The organism is Cohnella herbarum (assembly GCF_012849095.1).
Lineage (GTDB): Bacteria > Bacillota > Bacilli > Paenibacillales > Paenibacillaceae > Cohnella > Cohnella herbarum.
The window spans coordinates 1402656-1418367 of sequence record NZ_CP051680.1 but is presented as its reverse complement, the minus strand read 5'-3'; the positions used below and the strand labels follow the sequence as shown (position 1 = coordinate 1418367).

Here is a 15712-nt window from a genome sequence, read left to right as displayed (position 1 = left end):
TTGCCGCCCCGAGCTTTATCGAATGCCGGCTCGATGGGGAAGGAGAGCGGTTAGAAATGAAGATCAGATGGACTAGGAAAATAGGAAGTTTACGAACCCTTCCCTTACATCTCATGATTTTGCCTGGTTTGGCTCTAGTATTGATCTATAGCTACGGTCCCATGATCGGAATCGCCATGGCGTTCGAGAGATATATTCCGACGCGAGGGATCGCGGGCTCAGAATGGATCGGCTGGGATAACTTCCGATACCTGCTCGATATGCCGGATTCCATGGACATTCTAAGGAATACGATCATCATCTCGTTCATGAAGATCGTGGCGGGTTTGTTCGTTCCGATTATCGTAGCGCTGTTGCTAAACGAAGTGAGGAAGGAAAGTTTTAAGCGCGGAATTCAGACGATGATTTATTTGCCGCATTTCCTCTCGTGGATTATTCTTGGCGGCGTGTTGATCGACATCCTCTCACCCACGAACGGGTTCGTGAACGATATTCTGGGCTGGTTCGGGATCGAACCGATCTATTTTCTAGGCAGCAACAGTTGGTTCCGTATCGTGTTGGTTACTTCGGACGTATGGAAGGAATTTGGTTTTAATACAATCGTTTATTTGGCCGCCCTGACGGGAATCAATCCGAGCCTCTATGAGGCCGCAATCATGGACGGAGCCAATCGCTGGAAGCAGGCTTTTCACGTAACGCTGCCCGGCATGCTCCCGATTATCGTACTGCTGGCGGTTCTCAGTCTGGGCAACGTCTTGAACGCGGGCTTCGATCAAGTATTTAATCTCTACAGTCCCCAAGTGTACGAAACAGGAGATATCATCGATACTTTCGTCTATCGAGTCGGTTTGGTAGAGACGCAATACGGCGTAGCTACGGCGGCCGGGTTGTTCAAATCCGTCGTATCGTGCTTCTTCGTCATCGCGGCGTACGTGATGGCGTACCGCATCGCCAACTATAGAATTTTCTAAAGGGAGCAACAATCCTATGGTAGAACGCTACTCCCGCGGCAGAGTCGCTTTCGTCGCGTTTAACTATATCTTTTTGACCTTGATGGCTGCGATTTGCTTAATGCCATTAATTCATGTGCTGGCTGTTTCATTCAGTTCAAGCCAGGCCGCGGCAGCCGGATACGTCAAGCTGTGGCCCGTTCAGTTCACTTTCAGAAGCTACGAATTCGTAAGCAGCAAAAAAGAATTTCTCGATTCGATGTTGATCACGTTGCAACGGGTCGGCATCGGCGTGTCTCTGAACATGCTGCTCACAGTTCTTATCGCCTATCCATTATCCAAGGAGACGTCAGCTTTCCGTTCCAGAACGGTTTACGCATGGATATTCGTTTTTACGATTTTATTCGGCGGCGGACTGATCCCCTTATACATGATGGTGAAAGACACGATGATCTTGGATTCGATCTGGGCTCTCGTGCTGCCCGGAGCCGTTCCCGTCTTCAACGTTATCCTTATGCTGAATTTTTTCCGCGGGTTGCCGAAGGATTTGGAAGAAGCGGCCTATATCGACGGAGCGGGGCACCTGACCGTACTGTGGAAGATATACATCCCTCTCTCCATGGCCTCACTGGCGACAGTAACATTATTCTCGACCGTCGGCCATTGGAATGCCTGGTTCGACGGCTTGATCTTCATGAACTCTCCTGCGGATTATCCTTTGCAGAGCTATCTTCAGACGGTCGTTATCCAGCAAGATCTTAGCATGTTCTCGGTCAAGAGCATGGAACGATACTCGGAAATCAACGATCAAACGGCCAAATCGGCCCAGATCTTCCTGGGCGCGCTTCCGATATTGCTGCTATATCCATTCCTGCAGCGTTTCTTTATTAAAGGAATAGTACTGGGCAGCGTTAAAGAGTGAGGCAAGGCGAACTTCACGGATAAAACTCAAAATGGCGAGGAGTTGCAATATGGGCTTACATGTTTATGATATGAGATGCGAATATCGACGTAATCCCCTTGGTTTGGACGATCGGAAGCCTCGAATCAGTTGGAAGCTGTCGTCGGGAGCCAGAGGCTTAATGCAAACGGCTTACCGGATCCAGGTTGCCGCGGAAAGCCGTTTCGATCATCCGATATGGGATACGGGAATCGTTTCTAGCGATCATTCCGTTCTTGTTCCATACGAGGGGGCGGAACTAGCTTCGCGGACGCGATATTATTATCGGGTTCGCGTATGGGATAACGCGGAACGGGAATCGGAATGGAGCGAGACGGCGTACTGGGAGACGGCGCTGCTAGATTCCGAAGATTGGAAGGCGTCATGGATCGCGCCGGATCGCGAAGACGAAGAGCTTCCGGAAGAGATCGACTACTTGCGTAAGGAATTCCGATCTCGAGAAACCCTAACGTCGGCAAGAATCTATGCGACCGCTTTGGGTGTCTATAAGTTATACGTAAACGGTCAACCAGCCGACGATGCCGTATTAACGCCGGGCTGGACGAGTTATCGTAAGCGGCTGCAATATCAAACGTTCGATGTCACCGAGCTTATCCAGGAGGAGAACAACGCCATCGGAGTCATGCTCGGCAACGGGTGGTACGCGGGGGATCTGGGCTGGATGGACGGCCGTCGGTTCTATGGAAATCGACGTGCTTTGCTTCTTCAACTTCACTTGACTTATGAAGACGGGAGCGAGGAGATCGTCAGATCGGACGAATCCTGGACAAGCGGCTCAGGCGCGCTTCGTATGTCGGAGTTATATCATGGCGAAGTTTATGATGCGCGGTTGGAGCAGGATGATTGGCATCGTCCGGGGTTCTCGGCTAGGGGATGGCGGTCTGTTCGATTGACTAACGAGCTCCATGGAACTCTAGTCGCGCAGCAAGGGGAACCGGTAAGGATCATCCAGCAACTCGAGCCCGCTTCGATCTTCACGACCCCTCGAGGAGAAGTCGTACTCGACATAGGTCAAAATCTGGTCGGGTGGATGCGATTCAAGATCGAATCGGATGCCGGCAAGACGATTATCGTTCGGCATGCCGAGGTGCTCGATGCGGATGGCAACTTTCATACGGCCAACCTTAGAACAGCGAAACAGACCATTCATTACATTTGCAAGGGGGGCGGAGAAGAAACTTACGAGCCGATCTTCAGCTTTCAAGGATTTCGCTATGTACACGTCGAAGGCCTGACAGCCGAAGAAGCGGCAGGCCGATTCACGGCGTGCGTTCTTCACACCGATATGGAGCATACAGGCGCCTTTCGCAGTTCCGACCCCTTACTAAATCAGCTTCAATCGAATATCGTCTGGGGACAGAAGGGGAACTTCTTGGAAGTCCCGACCGATTGTCCGCAACGAGACGAGAGGTTAGGCTGGACCGGCGACGCTCAGGCGTTTGTTAGAACGGCGGCGTATAACTTCAACGTCGCTCCGTTCTTCGCGAAATGGCTAAAGGATTTAGCGGCCGATCAACGGCCGGACGGCGGCGTTCCGCACGTCGTTCCGGATTTGCCCTTCTGCGGCTACGATTCCTCCGCTTGGTCGGATGCGGCGGTTATCGTGCCTTGGACGATGTATTTGTGCTATGGAGACAAGCGATTGTTGGAAACCCAGTACGAGAGCATGAGAAGTTGGGTCGAATTTATTAGGGCGCAAGGTTCCGACGAATATTTGTGGAATACGGGCTTTCACTTCGGCGATTGGCTCGCGCTAGACGGGCCGGGCGATCAGGTCGCGGGCGCCACGACCAAGGAGTTGATCGCGACCGCTTTCTACGCTTATTCGACCGGGCTGCTCGCGGAAGCGGCGGAAGCTCTTGGCAAGTCAGACGACTTGCGGACTTACGCGAATTTACGAACGAAGATCGGCGAAGCCTTCCGGCGGGAATTCGTCACTCCGAGCGGCAGAGTCGCATGTCCGACTCAGACGGCGTACGCGCTGGCGCTCATGTTCGACCTCTTGGAAGAGAAGGACCGTCCGCGGACCGCGCAGATGCTAGCCGACCACATCCGAGAAAGCGGGGAGCAGTTGACGACTGGGTTCATCGGTACGCCATACCTATGCCACGTGCTGACCCGCTTCGGGTATAATGATCTTGCATACCGTCTTGCGCTGCGGCGGGAATACCCTTCTTGGTTATATTCCGTTACCCAGGGAGCGACGACCATCTGGGAGCATTGGGACGGCATTAAGCAAGACGGTTCCTTCTGGAAAGACGAAATGAACTCATTCAATCATTACGCCTTCGGGGCGATCGGGGATTGGCTGTACCGGGTCGTCGCGGGGATCGATACCGATCCGAGCGGGCCGGGCTACAAGAAGATCGTGATCAAGCCTCAGATCGGAGAGGGATTGACGGAAGCGGAAGCCGTGTACCAATCGCTATACGGGGAAATCCGATCCGCATGGCTTCTCGAAACAGGGGATCGTATGCAGGTCGTCGTCAAGGTGCCGCCGAATACGACGGCTGAAGTGTGGCTGCCAAATGCCGAACCGGAGTCCATACGGGAGTCGGGATTGACGATCGAACGGGTAGAAGGTATTCTAACGGTTGATTCGATCGAGACGGACGTTCGCTTAGTGATCGGATCCGGAACCTATCTATTTAAATTTGACAGAGTAAGCAACTAAAAGTTCGAGTTCGAAAAGTCCGGTATTGTAGCACCGAGGAAGGGGCGTAATTGTGATGATCGTCGGCAGTGTTCGCGAGATGTTCCGGTATCCCGTCAAATCTTTTGCGGGGGAACGGCTGGAATCGGAATGCAACATTGAACAATACGGGCTATTCGGCGATCGCCTCCATGCTTTCGTTGACGAGAAGAAGGAAGGCTGGAATAGCTTTATTACCGCGAGGGGAATCCCCGCGATGTTGAACTACCGCGCGATCATCGAGGAGAATAGCTTCGAAGAAGGGGAGCCATGCGTTGTAGTGACGGCTCCGGACGGGAAGCAATATCGTTGGGACGAAGAACTTCTTCAGGAAATACAGCGATTAGCTCGCGTGAAAATAAGCATGAAGAAATATAAGACGGGAAGCGGAGAGGGGACCGGGATCGACGACAGCCATATTCTGATCGTAACGGATCGTTCGCTTCTCCATCTCGAAGCGCTATGGGGGAAGGAGCTGGATCCGCGCCGATTCAGAGCGAATCTCATCGTATCGCTTAACGATCAAGAGGGGGGAGAAGCAGAATGGATCGGCAAGCAGTTGATCATCGGAAGCGCAGAGTTTCGGATCGATAAGGGCTGCGAGCGCTGCTCGATGATTACATTACATCCGGATTCGCTGGAACGGGATTCTTCGTTGCTGAAAGTCGTCAACAATGAATTGCAACTCACCTTCGGCGTATATGCTTCTGTCGTAAGAACGGGTGTAATCGCGATTGGGGACGAGGTTCGGATGACGAATCCGTAATATAAGCGAACAATAGGCATAGCAAACCCCATAAGCCGAGGCTAAGGAATTCATTCCTGAGCCTTGGCTTGTTATGTTGCTTCTCTTAGAAACTTTGATCCCACTCCGCATATAGCGCGCTTTTTTTTGTTTTAAGCATGCAGCAGTACAAGCTTTGTAACTGCAATGACTTTTAAGCTAATGGTAGGATAGTGGGATCATTGCGCGAATACTTCAGATATGGGATATTTGCGAAGTTCGTAGATAAAACGTTAAGTGAAAGACTCGGAGTGCAAAGGAAAAAATATGAAAAACAATATCGCCTCAATATCTTTGTTCATTTTATTGCTAGAGATCTTTTTTTGGGTGTATTCTTCGGAAATTTGGAGCACATTTTTTATTATTATGATTATTGGAATACCAATTTTTATTACAGGACTGTTTATTGGGGTTGTCCATGATATTTTGTGGATCAAGATAAGAAAATCAAATTCTTTAAAGTACGTATTCTCAAATATATACTATATAGTAGCAGGTGGATTATCTGGGTACATCTGGATCTTGTATGTGGCAAGTAAATATATTTCAAATCATTTAACATTTATCAGCACAATTATTGTAATTGCAATTATCATATGTAACATCAGATATTTAATAAATAAACTGACTCATATGAAGTTCGAAATAACTTAGTTGAAAGCAAGCCAAGATGTTGAGTCCATCACCTAACACAATATTCGGGCAGCGGGCCATGCGGCCCTTGATCTGCCCGAAGTGATTTCGAGGAAGTGAGTCAGGCAGATACATCCATTCCCCTAAGATAAGAGCTATCTAAGGGGAATGGCCGTCGCGAATACGACAACGTTAGATGAAATTATTGCAAAGAGTGGTGATGAAATGCTTTTATTTTCAGATTCAATTTCAAACATGTTCATTAGATTATATTGTGATGAATATTCAATTATTGAGTTTGAAAAAGAAGTATATTCAAATTCAACCTTAGAAACAGAATTAAAAAATGATTATTTAGATCTAATATCCTTTGATTTCAAAAGCAAGGATGCAAAGTATAGATTAAAGAAATTAATTAAGAATATATACCGAAATCATCAAAAGTACATAGAGGTAGAGATTGTTTATTGGCTTGTGATTAGAATGACAAACGATGAATATGGCCTAATAAATGGATGTGAAAGGCTTGCCAGATTAGCCAGGAACGATGAGTTTGATTACATGTTTATACCTAAAGAATATGTTGGACTAGAAAGTCTAATGGAAGATTTAGGATTTTACTATAATCCTAATGATCAAAATGATATTTGTGAAAAGACAAGATTAATTGAGGAATATAAGATACAGATTAAAGAACTCAATACAGAATTTTTACGTAAGCTAATTCGAAGAGGGCAATAACTTCATCTAACACCATATTCACGCATCGGGGCATTCGCCCCTCGGTCCGGCTGGCGCTGAAGGGGAATCGACTGGAGCGAACTCAAATTACAGGGAAGCGGAATCAACCGGACACATCCAATCCCCTAAGCTAGGAGCTATCTAAGGGGATTGGACGTCGCAAATACCAGAACGTTATATGAAAGAACCGAAGAGCTAAGGTTTATGGGCGAATGGTTAGTATCTCTTAAAGAAGAAAGTAAAGTAGTCGCGAGAGATTCCGAGCAAATGGGTAACCCCATTCGACGCCAAGGCCACTGAATAATAGTGCTTTAAAGGAAAGTCTACTGTTCTTGGCAAAAGACGACTCCTTTCATTTTTTTGAAGGAGTCGTCTTTTGTGTCTCCCAAGTTTCATTTCACAAAATAAATGTTAGTGGTGAAACCGAAGTGATGTCTTTGTAACCTTAGCTTTTCAGTGAGGCCTTCGGTTTCGCTTTGATGTCTATGGTTTGACCAAGAACATCGGCGCCCTTCTCAGCGGTAATATCGAAATGATAGATCGTTCCGCTTTTCAATTTATTGAACGTGTAGCTGACTTCTTGTCTCTTTATACTCTGTGATTTGATGGTTACCGGTTTCTCGTAAATCGGTTCACCTTTTTTATCGATTTTATACCACCATTGGATTTTATATACAGTCGGCACCTTTGTTCCTTCTAGTTTATTGAACGTCAACTGGACAGATCCGTTCCCAACAACCGTCTTGACATCAATTATGACCGGAATAATATCCGGGGTGCTGACAGCAGTGCCTACAACCGAATACTCTCCTTCTTTTATGGTGACTACACCTATAATGTATCTCGTCTTATTGGTCAATTTCGTAAAAGTATAGGTCACGATATCGGACTCGATTGTATCTGTTGAGAGAATGATTGGAGTGGGAACTTCAGATTTTCCTTCGGCTTTAATCCTTAGAGTGAATGTATCTGGAACGATGCCGGAATCTAATGTTTTTGGAAAAGAAATGGTGAGTTGAGAATCGCCTGGCGACACGATTACTTCCCATTTGGCGTTCACGCTCTCCGGCTTGCTAACGTTGTCTGTATCGGATTCAGCGAAAACCTGCGTAGTCATCGGCAATAGCATCAAGATAGCCAGCAGTAGACTGCGTGTATTGCGAAATATTTTCATTGAGATCTTCCTTTCGTGTGTAAGGATAAGTGAAGCATGACTCTAAAAGTATACATGATTCAATAGATATCTGGAAACATTTTGATGTAAATGATGTATAAGTAAATAGAGAAGGGAGCCTCACTCTCGGGAGCCACTGCTTTTTTTGGATTATGATTTATATAGGGAAAATTTTTAAAAGCTATATTAATACCTACAAAGAATGGGTTTTTAATGAGATCAAAGACATAATTCTTTCTAGGCGGATTAGGTCGGAAAGAGACATTTTCAGAACAGATCAGAAATTGATCTTATTTAAGTTGGATTAAAGAGCGGATGAGATCAAAAACGATTGATTTTATTACAAGAACTTCATATAACACTATATTCACGCTTCGGCAGACAAGCTGCCTCGGTCCGTCTGCAGTTAGAAGTGGTTTGGTGGATGCATTTGGCAGTAGCAAAGAAGCGGAATCAGCCGGATATATCCTTCCCCCTTAAGATAAGAGCTATCTAAGGGGGAAGGGCGTCGTGAATACAAGAACGTTAGACAATCATTGCAAGTAAAGGAGAAGGAAATGCATATAAGAGGAGTAATTCTAGAAGGTTATTCGAATGCGGGAAAGACTTCTGTCTTAAAGGCATTAAAACAATATCAATCCCAAGATGAAACTGCAGAAAGAAGTATAGTTATTCTTGGCGAACACTACTCTCAAGTGTTGAATAACAAACATGGAAAATATGAAAGACTTTCTCAAGAAGAGCATATTAATATACTTAAGGAACGTGTAGATATGCTAAAGCAGCTTAACAAATGGGCGGTTCAGCTTGGTCCAGCGTCTAGACAATCTAGAGGATTATTATATGTGTTCGAAAGATTCCATTTGAATCATAGAGTTGCATTTCCTGACCTGGTTAATGATGAATTAATTGAAATAGAAGACGAACTTGTTTCACTAAGTGCAAAGTGTGTACTACTAACGATCTCGCCGGAAATTGTAGAAGAAAGAATCAAAAGTAGACGACCAGAAGAATGGATTAACAAAACCGGAGAAGAAGTGAGTGCATCAATCAGTGAATTATTAGAAGTTCAAAAAAATATTAGATATCAAGCTACACTGTCAAAAGTACCGACATTAGAAATTAATACAGATAATAAAGACTGGAACAACTATGTAAGAGTTATTATGGAGGACAATGACTTCGTCTAACACCATATTCACGCATCGGGGCATCCGCCCCTCGGTCCGGCAGAAGTTGAAGCGGATTCGATTGGAGTAACTCAGATACAGGGAAGCAGATTCAGCCGGACACATCCAACCGACTAAGCGCATCACGCTCGGCGACTTCGTCGCCTTAAGTCGGTGGGACGTCGTGAACTCAAGAACGTTATCAGAAATTGATGCAAAATGAAAGGGAGATGAAGAGATGAAAGCAAAAGTAAAACAGATTGAATCGTTTATATTCCCATCACTAACCCGTATGTGTCTTCAGAATGGTATCAGAGGAACCTTGGGCTTGAGTTAAGAAATCCAGTGACAGAAGATCAAGTGCAATTAAGAGTAGGAGAGAATCAAGCGATATTTTTGATTAAGACCAAGGAGAAAACTACCCTGAACTACATTGAAGTGGGTGGGTCAGAAATGTCTGCACTTACACTTGAAGTCACAGACATAGAAGAAGTTTATAACAATATGAGAAGTAATGATGTAAGAATTGAAGGCATTAATGAAACAGAAGATTGTGGGGATTACTTTGATGTATTTGATCCTGATGGAAATAAGATATCCATTTGGGGCGGATGGAAATAACACTAGTACGACTTTTCGAAGAAGGCATCAACATCACATAAACCATATTCACGCATCGGCAGACGAGCTGCCTCGGTCCGGACCGGAGTTAGAAGTGGAATCGATGATAAAATTGGCAGTAGCAGGGAAGCTGAATCAGCCGGATGCGGATCATACGGTCCATGATCTGCATGGGGCATTTTGAAGATGATCAATAAGTCAGACAGTCAGATACATCCATTCCCCTAAGAGAAGAGCTATCTATGGACGTCGTGAATACAAGAACGTTAGACGAAATGACCTTAAAGCGAGGTAATACCAATGAGTTTTCCAATACTTGAAACCGAAAGATTAATACTTCGACAATTACGACACGAGGATGCAGTTGATTTGTTTGACTACTTCTCAAAGGATGAAGTGACTGAATTTTATGATTTGGATAGTTTCACAGAATTGAAACAAGCTGAAGAATTAATAGAAAATTGGAATGAGAAATTTAATAATTCCCTCACAATAAGATGGGGAATAGCGCTTAAATCTGAAGGTCGAATTATCGGAACATGTGGTTTTCATAAGTGGGTAAAGAAACATTTTAAGGCTGAGATTGGATATGAATTATCACCAAGATATTGGCGTCAGGGTTATATGAAAGAAGCAATAGATACAGTAATGAAATATGGATTTGAAGTCTTAGAATTAAATCGAATCGAAGCGTTGATTCACAGTGGAAATACTAGCTCCCAAAAAGTTTTGGAAAAAACAGGATTTAAGGAAGAGGGATTATTAAAGGAATATTTTTATGAGAAGAAGAGATTTATAGATGCAGTAATCTTTTCGAAACTTAAGAAGGATAATAACAACGCAAGATAGCGAATCAATGATGAAGGGCACTTCGTCTAACACCATATTCGCGCTGCGGGCCGTTGGCCCTTGATCTGCCCGAGGTATTTCGAGGTACGACAACGTTAGAAGACATTACCGAAACTTTTTTTTGAAAGTAGGAGTTCAATGAATTTAGCGGAAATCCAAATCAATAATACAATTAAAGAATATGAAGTCCCGAATTTACGAGAATCAGTAGGTTGGGAACGAAGAGATAGTGACTATCCGTTATTGTTTGAAAGAATCTTGTTCTGGGGCAGTTTAAGAGATGAAGATGAGAGTCTGATTGCTTTCGGTTACATAACAGGCCCTGGAATTGAACACGGATATCTAGAGGATGTTATTGTTCACCCAAATAACCAAGCAAGAGGCATAGGAAAGAGACTAGTTAAAGCATTGTTACAAGAAGCTGAAATACGAGGGATTTCAATTATTACAGTGACATTCCAAGAAAAACACAGATCATTTTATGAGGATTGTGGTTTCACATCATGTTCAGGTGGTGTTTGGCGAAGGGAATAACATCATTTTATATAACACCATTTCACGCATCTCGCATTCGGTTCGGACGGAGTTAGATGTGGATCGAAGAGGCATTTTAAGAGGCGAGTAAATATAAGCAGGCGAACACATCCGCACCACCTAACCGCGTTGCGACCGGTTGTTCGGACCATAAGGGAGTTGGAGGATGAGTTTTGAAGAGAAAAAGTGTTCTTTACGTAGTTACTTTACTTCTAGGCCTATTGATGATATCTGATAATCATCTTGATCATTCTTATGGAGATTACCTATTTAAGTTTATTGGCTTGTCCCCATGGACAGATAGGGATGAAACAGGGATTCATTTGCCTGCTATACTTGGGTTTTCCTTGCTACTAATTGGTGTGTCAGGAACAGTGAGAACATATCGTCCCCGATATCCAAAGATATTAAGTAGTGTTATTATAGGTTGCATTGTATTTGTTTTGATTTGTCCAATAGCAAGCGAGAAAGCTATGTTTTTACTGAAGCATAATTCTAAGGGAATCAATTCTTTAGACTTCTCAATAAAAGATAGTAAGTGCTACGTTCAGACTATTGAATCAGCTGTTAAAGCTAATTGCTCATTTACAATTTATAATTATGGAACCGAAGAGGATGTATTGATCAAACCTATATTAATAGATAGGTATCCAGATATTGAAATTGATTTTAAAGATAGTGTTGTTAGCATAGCTCCTCATAGAAAACACTTATTTAATGTTCAATTTGATGGGACGCAAAGAAACGGAACAGGACTTGCGGGGACATTGAATAAAGTCGGTATAGAACTAGAAGTTGCTGGAATAAGGAAGAAGTTTGAATAGTATTTCAATGCATATGGGGCCAGTAGAGAGGGACGATATTAGCTTGTTTATATCCCTATTATTTCGGGGTTTCTTATCGGGATATCTTGGTTTATTAGTAGCATTTATATCATTTTTAAATCACGTAGAAAGTAGTCCGAAGTGTATTATAGACCGTATTTTACTCCTCCCCTCTAAAAGGACAAAAAGCAGCCAATCAAAATGGCTGCTTTTTGTTATGCAATAAACGATAAAAATGAAAAATCGGTAAAGATGTTGACGTAGCCTCTCGTTTCCATTATGCTAATCGTAATATTTACGATTAAAGTAAATTAGTAACTGCTATTTACAGGAGGATACGACATGACAAGAAAAACGATTGGTTTATTAATGGCATTAATGGTTTCGATTGTACTGCTTGCAGCCTGCGGCAACGACAAGGCTGAGACAACGAGTCCAGCGGATCAAAGAAAGGAGCTGGTGTATGCCACTTCAAAAGATATTAACGATATGAACCCCCATCTATACACCGGCTCCTTGCCAGCTCAGGGAATGGTGTATGAGTCACTGGTTGAAAATACGGAAGATGGAATCAAGCCTTTGTTGGCCGAATCATGGAAGGTTTCCGACGATGGAAAAATATATACCTTTCATCTACGTAAAGACGTGAAATTTCATGATGGGGAGCCATTCAACGCCGAAGCCGTGAAAAAAAATATCGAAGCCGTGCAAAGCAACGCAAGCAAACATACTTGGATCAAGCTATCGACGAAGATCGCGAGTCTCCAAGCAATCGATGAGTATACGTTTGAATTGGTACTATCGGAGCCGTATTATCCGACATTGCTTGAACTGTCGATGACAAGACCTTACGTATTCATCTCTCCCAAAGATTTTATGAACGGAGGAACGAAGGATGGCGTGAACGGTTACGACGGAACGGGACCCTATAAGCTAACCGAACATAAATCCGATCAATATGCCGTATTTGAAGCCAATGAAAACTATTGGGGCGGCGCGCCGAAAGTGAGTAAGGTTACGGCAAAAGTGCTTCCTGCGGGAGAAACGACATTATTGGCCCTACAAAAGGGAGAGGTCGACTTTATATTCACCGATGATCGAGGCGCAGACAGCATTGACGTGGAAGCGATGAATAAGTTAGTCGAAACGGGTGAATATCAACTGGTTAGAAGTAAAGCCATGAATACGAAAATGATCGTGGCCAATAGCAGCCAAGCGGATAGTCCTATACATAAGACCGCTGTTCGCGAAGCAATCTGGTATTCGATTGACAGGGAAACGATCAGTAAGCAAATTTTTAACGGAACAGAAACGGAAGCCGACACCCTGTTCTCCTCTAACGTTAATTATGCCAACGTGGCGTTGAAGAAACGTGGCTATGATCTAGAAAAAGCGAAAGAGATATTGGAAGAAGCCGGATGGAAACTAGAAAAAGGCGGCGAAGTCAGAATAAAAGACGGAAGCAAATTAATGATTAAGCTTTACTATGACGTCAACTCGTCCTCCCAGAAAACGCAAGCGGAATTCATCCAAAGCACAGTAAAAAAGATAGGGATCGAGCTGAAGCTTGTCGGAGAAGAGTCTTCGTCTATTGCGAATAGAAGATCGACGGGAGATTACGAGTTGCTGTTCAATCAAACATGGGGACTCGCTTATGATCCGCAAAGCACAATCGCCGCCTTTACTTCCGAATCGGCTTATCTCCATACGACCAAGGGCATTGCAAAAGCGAATGAACTCTACGAGAAAATTAATCAGGTTATGGTGACGATGGAAGAGGCAGGTCGTAAATCTCTATATGCGGATATTCTGACAATCGTCCATGATGAAGCCGTGTTTATTCCCATCACTAATGGTAACGTCACCGTTGTAGCCCCGGAAAACTTGCATGGCATCTCGTTTAAGCAAACGCAATATGAGTTGCCATTCGAGCGATTGTACTTCGAATAGCCATGAGCAGTTATATTTTGAAAAGAATATTGATGTCAATTCCTTTGCTTATAACGATATCGTTTATTACGTTTGTCTTTATCAATCTATCTCCCATAGATCCGGTCGAAGTGGTATTGCATGCGCAAGGTGTACCGAATATAACAGCTGAATTGATCGCGGAAACGAAAGCGATGCTGGGGATGAATCAACCCTTTATGCTCCGCTATCTGAATTGGCTCGTTGCCTGCTTGCAGTTTGATTTCGGACACTCGTACGTTACGGGGAAACCGGTCTGGTCATTACTCGGTCCGGCTTTTCTCAATACGTTAAAACTAACCTCGGTTTCAGTTATCGCCATTATCGCGCTGTCGGTAGTATTAGGCGTCATCAGCGCATGGAGAGAAGGAAAAATGATGGATAAGTCGATTAGAGGCGTCTCCTTTTTCCTGACTTCCATGCCATCCTACTGGCTTGCGGCGCTAATGGTCTGGTTTCTATCCGTGAAGCTGGATTTATTGCCGACAAGTGGCATGGACTCGTTGAAGAGTTATGTTCTACCGGTCGTTGTGATCACGATCAGTTTTGCAGGCGTTTACTTCCGAATCGTTAGAAGTTCGATGATAAGCAACATGAATGAAGACTATGTATTGTACGGTAGAGCATGCGGTTTGCCAGAGAGAAAAATAACGTTACATATTTTAAGAAATTCATTGCAAGTCGCGATTTCCGTATTTGGCATGGCAATCCCTATCATCTTGGGAAGTACGGTCGTCGTGGAGAACATTTTTGCCTGGCCGGGGTTAGGAACGCTGAGCGTTAAATCCATTTTAAGCCGGGATTTCCCGATCATTCAGGCGTATGTCCTTGTACTGGCAGTAACATTTGTACTGTTTAATACGGTTTCTGACATTCTCAATGCCGCGATGAACCCCAAGTTAAGGAAGGATCTCTAAATGAAACTGCTCATTCATGTATGGAAAGATAGGTTAGCCGCTACATCGTTATTTATTATTGCGGCAACTCTTGTTGTCGGGTTATTTGCCCCCTTTTTTGCGCCTCATGATCCCGAAGCAGTCCATATGGAGCTCCGCTTTGCATCCTCATCATGGGAGTACCTATTAGGTAATGACCATCTGGGGAGATGTATGTTGTCAAGATTAATTTATGGCATCCGTCCAAGCGTGCTTTGGGTGTTGGTTGCTTTGGTTTTATCGGTAGGGATTGGAGCAATTTTAGGCTTTATCGCGGGCTATTTTAGAGGGAAAACGGATGCCTTGGTTATGAGGGTTTGCGATGTGATGCTTTCTTTCCCTGGATATGTTATGACGTTGGCCGTGATCGGCATTCTGGGCGTTGGTCTTGAGAATATAATGATCGCGTTCGTATTGATGAAATGGGCATGGTTTGCCCGCATCATCCGAACGTCTGTCATGCAATATGCCGAAGCCGACTACGTGAAGTTTTCCAAGGCGCTCGGTGTCGGCAACTTCAAAATAATGATCAGGCATATCGTTCCTGTCTCTTTTCCGGACATTGCGGTCATTTCCAGCAGCTCCTTCGGTTCAATGATTTTGCAATTATCGGGCTTTTCCTTCCTCGGTTTAGGTATTCAAGCGCCGAATGCGGAGTGGGGTATGATGTTAAATGAGGCAAGAGCAGTCATGTTTTCAAGGCCGGAACTCATGTTAGCACCCGGATTAACGATCATTATCGTCGTATCGGCTATCAACTTTTTGTCTGATTCGCTTCAAGTTGCTTTAGATCCGAAATTAATAACTTCCCGGAATAAGCGGCGAGGACAACCCTATGCAACGGCAGCGAATCTACGAGGGAAAGAGGCGGCGTAAT

At 44.4% G+C, this 15712-nt stretch carries 14 protein-coding genes; 13 read left to right on the top strand and 1 reads right to left on the bottom strand.

Annotation, left to right across the window (positions count from 1 at the left end):
• The first annotated feature begins 56 nt into the window (after positions 1-56).
• The 5 genes from HH215_RS06080 (at position 57) to HH215_RS06060 (ending at position 6761) form a co-directional block, all read left to right on the top strand.
• Entirely contained in the window at positions 57-971 is a 915-nt protein-coding gene (locus HH215_RS06080; RefSeq protein ID WP_169279087.1) for an ABC transporter permease, read from the top strand.
• 16 nt (positions 972-987) lie between these two features.
• Positions 988-1872, top strand: a complete 885-nt coding sequence (locus HH215_RS06075; protein WP_169279086.1) for a carbohydrate ABC transporter permease — start codon at positions 988-990, stop codon at positions 1870-1872.
• Between the two features lie 49 nt (positions 1873-1921).
• On the top strand, positions 1922-4585 hold the full coding sequence (locus HH215_RS06070; RefSeq protein WP_169279085.1) for a family 78 glycoside hydrolase catalytic domain: 2664 nt from the start codon (positions 1922-1924) through the stop codon (positions 4583-4585).
• A 55-nt stretch (positions 4586-4640) separates the two neighbouring features.
• Positions 4641-5369, top strand: coding sequence for an MOSC domain-containing protein (locus HH215_RS06065; RefSeq protein WP_254450387.1), 729 nt, complete (start codon positions 4641-4643; stop codon positions 5367-5369).
• An 819-nt stretch (positions 5370-6188) separates the two neighbouring features.
• Complete coding sequence (locus HH215_RS06060; RefSeq protein ID WP_169279084.1) at positions 6189-6761, top strand: hypothetical protein; 573 nt, start codon at positions 6189-6191, stop codon at positions 6759-6761.
• A gap of 445 nt (positions 6762-7206) precedes the next feature.
• Here the strand turns inward: HH215_RS06060 and HH215_RS06055 are convergent, their stop codons facing one another.
• Entirely contained in the window at positions 7207-7935 is a 729-nt protein-coding gene (locus HH215_RS06055) for a fibronectin type III domain-containing protein (protein WP_169279083.1), read from the bottom strand.
• 557 nt (positions 7936-8492) lie between these two features.
• On the opposite strand from HH215_RS06055, the gene HH215_RS06050 reads away from it, so the two are divergent.
• The 8 genes from HH215_RS06050 to cntC all read left to right on the top strand — a co-directional run bounded on the left by HH215_RS06050 (position 8493) and on the right by cntC (position 15711).
• Positions 8493-9125 carry an AAA family ATPase gene (locus HH215_RS06050; protein WP_169279082.1) on the top strand — a complete coding sequence of 211 codons (633 nt, stop codon included), beginning with the start codon at positions 8493-8495 and terminating at the stop codon, positions 9123-9125.
• A gap of 273 nt (positions 9126-9398) precedes the next feature.
• A complete protein-coding gene (locus HH215_RS06045; protein ID WP_169279081.1) occupies positions 9399-9725 on the top strand; it encodes a VOC family protein in 327 nt (108 codons plus the stop codon).
• Between the two features lie 300 nt (positions 9726-10025).
• Positions 10026-10574, top strand: coding sequence for a GNAT family N-acetyltransferase (locus HH215_RS06040; RefSeq protein WP_169279080.1), 549 nt, complete (start codon positions 10026-10028; stop codon positions 10572-10574).
• A gap of 138 nt (positions 10575-10712) precedes the next feature.
• Complete coding sequence (locus HH215_RS06035; protein WP_169279079.1) at positions 10713-11108, top strand: GNAT family N-acetyltransferase; 396 nt, start codon at positions 10713-10715, stop codon at positions 11106-11108.
• 173 nt (positions 11109-11281) lie between these two features.
• Positions 11282-11932, top strand: coding sequence for a hypothetical protein (locus tag HH215_RS06030; protein WP_169279078.1), 651 nt, complete (start codon positions 11282-11284; stop codon positions 11930-11932).
• A gap of 342 nt (positions 11933-12274) precedes the next feature.
• Complete coding sequence (cntA, locus tag HH215_RS06025; RefSeq protein ID WP_169279077.1) at positions 12275-13882, top strand: staphylopine-dependent metal ABC transporter substrate-binding lipoprotein; 1608 nt, start codon at positions 12275-12277, stop codon at positions 13880-13882.
• Positions 13883-13884: 2 nt separating this feature from the next.
• Positions 13885-14817, top strand: a complete 933-nt coding sequence (gene opp1B / locus HH215_RS06020) for a nickel/cobalt ABC transporter permease (protein WP_169279076.1) — start codon at positions 13885-13887, stop codon at positions 14815-14817.
• A complete protein-coding gene (gene cntC / locus HH215_RS06015; RefSeq protein ID WP_169279075.1) occupies positions 14818-15711 on the top strand; it encodes a staphylopine uptake ABC transporter permease subunit CntC in 894 nt (297 codons plus the stop codon).
• Position 15712: the final 1 nt, after the last annotated feature.

Excerpts from the sequence above, each read along its gene's own strand:
- HH215_RS06080 (WP_169279087.1), top strand. The coding sequence starts at position 57 with ATGAAGATCAGATGGACTAGGAAAATAGGAAGTTTACGAACCCTTCCC.
- HH215_RS06075 (WP_169279086.1), top strand. The coding sequence starts at position 988 with ATGGTAGAACGCTACTCCCGCGGCAGAGTCGCTTTCGTCGCGTTTAAC.
- HH215_RS06070 (WP_169279085.1), top strand. The coding sequence starts at position 1,922 with ATGGGCTTACATGTTTATGATATGAGATGCGAATATCGACGTAATCCC.
- HH215_RS06065 (WP_254450387.1), top strand. The coding sequence starts at position 4,641 with ATGATCGTCGGCAGTGTTCGCGAGATGTTCCGGTATCCCGTCAAATCT.
- HH215_RS06060 (WP_169279084.1), top strand. The coding sequence starts at position 6,189 with ATGGCCGTCGCGAATACGACAACGTTAGATGAAATTATTGCAAAGAGT.
- HH215_RS06055 (WP_169279083.1), bottom strand. The coding sequence starts at position 7,935 with ATGAAAATATTTCGCAATACACGCAGTCTACTGCTGGCTATCTTGATG.
- HH215_RS06050 (WP_169279082.1), top strand. The coding sequence starts at position 8,493 with ATGCATATAAGAGGAGTAATTCTAGAAGGTTATTCGAATGCGGGAAAG.
- HH215_RS06040 (WP_169279080.1), top strand. The coding sequence starts at position 10,026 with ATGAGTTTTCCAATACTTGAAACCGAAAGATTAATACTTCGACAATTA.
- HH215_RS06035 (WP_169279079.1), top strand. The coding sequence starts at position 10,713 with ATGAATTTAGCGGAAATCCAAATCAATAATACAATTAAAGAATATGAA.
- cntA (WP_169279077.1), top strand. The coding sequence starts at position 12,275 with ATGACAAGAAAAACGATTGGTTTATTAATGGCATTAATGGTTTCGATT.
- opp1B (WP_169279076.1), top strand. The coding sequence starts at position 13,885 with ATGAGCAGTTATATTTTGAAAAGAATATTGATGTCAATTCCTTTGCTT.
- cntC (WP_169279075.1), top strand. The coding sequence starts at position 14,818 with ATGAAACTGCTCATTCATGTATGGAAAGATAGGTTAGCCGCTACATCG.